General features: G+C 50.2%; 2 tRNA genes and 2 rRNA genes. All 4 read right to left on the reverse strand.

Features of this window, described 5'->3' with window-relative positions:
- Positions 1–536, reverse strand: a 23S ribosomal RNA gene (locus JOD78_RS27820); the annotation flags it as partial.
- A gap of 287 nt (positions 537–823) precedes the next feature.
- Positions 824–899 (reverse strand) — tRNA-Ala (locus JOD78_RS27825).
- Positions 900–906: 7 nt separating this feature from the next.
- Positions 907–983: transfer RNA gene (locus JOD78_RS27830), tRNA-Ile, on the reverse strand.
- Positions 984–1,100: 117 nt separating this feature from the next.
- Positions 1,101–2,633 (reverse strand): 16S ribosomal RNA (locus JOD78_RS27835).
- Positions 2,634–2,880 lie beyond the last annotated feature (247 nt).

Genomic DNA, 2,880 nt, shown 5'->3' on the forward strand with positions numbered 1-2,880 from the left:
GGCTCCTACTGTTTGTATGCACACGGTTTCAGGATCTATTTCACTCCCCTTCCGGGGTTCTTTTCGCCTTTCCCTCACGGTACTGGTTCACTATCGGTCGATTACGAGTATTTAGCCTTGGAGGATGGTCCCCCCATGTTCAGACAGGATTTCACGTGTCCCGCCCTACTTGTCGCAAGCCTAGTTCCACACCATCGATTTCGCATACGGGGCTATCACCCACTATGGCCGGACTTTCCATTCCGTTTTGCTATCGTTGATGCTAAATCTTGCAGGCTGATCCCATTTCGCTCGCCACTACTTTGGGAATCTCGGTTGATTTCTTTTCCTGTAGCTACTTAGATGTTTCAGTTCGCCACGTTCGCTTCGTTACCCTATGTATTCAGATAACGATGACCTTACGGCCGGGTTTCCCCATTCGGAAATCTGCGGATCAAAGCTTGTTTGCCAGCTCCCCGCAGCTTATCGCAAGCTACTACGTCCTTCATCGCCTGTAATCGCCAAGGCATCCACCATGTGCACTTATTCGCTTGTTCCTATAACGTTAGCCTCTTTTACAAGAGCGTTATATGAAGCGTTGAGTTTTAGCGTTTGCCGTATTCCAAAGTAAGTCTTCTAATTGCTAAGATCACTTCGTAATACTTTGATTGATACAATCACACCCATTTTTTTGATTCACACAAGGACCGCAGTCCTGGTATTCATCATCAAATGAATCTTTACTTCTTCCAGATTGTTAAAGAACAAAAACAGCCATTGATCGTAAAAGATCAAACCTAAATCACTACGCCAACTTGAACGCTGACTTAGGTTTGACATTTCTTGGTGGAGGTTGACGGGATCGAACCGACGACCCCCTGCTTGCAAAGCAGGTGCTCTCCCAGCTGAGCTAAACCCCCGAAACCTTGGTGGGTCTGGTTGGGCTCGAACCAACGACCCCCGCGTTATCAACACGGTGCTCTAACCAGCTGAGCTACAGACCCGCTTGGATCAGTATCAGTAGCCAGTCAGTGACTTGTGTCACGGACCGTGCTTCACCAAATAACTGTTCTTGATTTACAGCCGATAAGTGTGGACGCTTAACTTCGTGCGCACTCTAGAAAGGAGGTGATCCAGCCGCACCTTCCGATACGGCTACCTTGTTACGACTTCACCCCAGTCACGAATCCTACCGTGGTGAGCGCCCTCCTTGCGGTTAGGCTACCCACTTCTGGTAAAACCCGCTCCCATGGTGTGACGGGCGGTGTGTACAAGACCCGGGAACGTATTCACCGCGACATGCTGATCCGCGATTACTAGCGATTCCAACTTCATGGAGTCGAGTTGCAGACTCCAATCCGGACTACGATACACTTTCTGGGATTAGCTCCCCCTCGCGGGTTGGCGGCCCTCTGTATGTACCATTGTATGACGTGTGAAGCCCTACCCATAAGGGCCATGAGGACTTGACGTCATCCCCACCTTCCTCCGGTTTGTCACCGGCAGTCTCATTAGAGTGCCCTTTCGTAGCAACTAATGACAAGGGTTGCGCTCGTTGCGGGACTTAACCCAACATCTCACGACACGAGCTGACGACAGCCATGCAGCACCTGTGTGATGGTTCTCTTTCGAGCACTCCCAAATCTCTTCAGGATTCCATCCATGTCAAGGGTAGGTAAGGTTTTTCGCGTTGCATCGAATTAATCCACATCATCCACCGCTTGTGCGGGTCCCCGTCAATTCCTTTGAGTTTTAATCTTGCGACCGTACTCCCCAGGCGGTCTACTTCACGCGTTAGCTGCGTTACCAAGTCAATTAAGACCCGACAACTAGTAGACATCGTTTAGGGCGTGGACTACCAGGGTATCTAATCCTGTTTGCTCCCCACGCTTTCGTGCATGAGCGTCAGTGTTATCCCAGGGGGCTGCCTTCGCCATCGGTATTCCTCCACATATCTACGCATTTCACTGCTACACGTGGAATTCTACCCCCCTCTGACACACTCTAGCCGTGCAGTCTCAAATGCAATTCCCAGGTTGAGCCCGGGGATTTCACATCTGACTTACACAACCGCCTGCGCACGCTTTACGCCCAGTAATTCCGATTAACGCTTGCACCCTACGTATTACCGCGGCTGCTGGCACGTAGTTAGCCGGTGCTTATTCTTCAGGTACCGTCATTAGTAGTAGATATTAGCTACTACCGTTTCTTCCCTGACAAAAGAGCTTTACAACCCGAAGGCCTTCTTCACTCACGCGGCATTGCTGGATCAGGGTTGCCCCCATTGTCCAAAATTCCCCACTGCTGCCTCCCGTAGGAGTCTGGGCCGTGTCTCAGTCCCAGTGTGGCTGGTCGTCCTCTCAGACCAGCTACTGATCGTCGCCTTGGTAGGCTTTTACCCCACCAACTAGCTAATCAGATATCGGCCGCTCCAGGAGCATGAGGTCTTGCGATCCCCCACTTTCATCCGTAGATCGTATGCGGTATTAGCTAGTCTTTCGACTAGTTATCCCCCACTCTAGGGCACGTTCCGATATATTACTCACCCGTTCGCCACTCGCCATCAGGAGCAAGCTCCTATGCTGCCGTTCGACTTGCATGTGTAAGGCATGCCGCCAGCGTTCAATCTGAGCCAGGATCAAACTCTTTAGTTTAATCTCTGTTTTGTGCCATTTCTGGCTACCCCGAAGGGCATCGCTCTCTCAAAATACTGACAGGTAATTTCTTGCGAACTTACCTATATTTCTTGTGAGCATTTAATATTTAAAGTTTCCAGAACCGAAGTTCTGTCGCACTTCATTAAACGCCCACGCTTATCGGCTGTTAATTTTTAAAGATCTGTCTGTCGCAAACGCGCTTGGCGCTGTTTGCATCGCTGCGAATCGTTTTGTTCGTCAGCAG

Source organism: Herbaspirillum sp. 1130 (genome assembly GCF_017833835.1).
Taxonomy (GTDB): Bacteria; Pseudomonadota; Gammaproteobacteria; order Burkholderiales; family Burkholderiaceae_D; genus Herbaspirillum; species Herbaspirillum huttiense.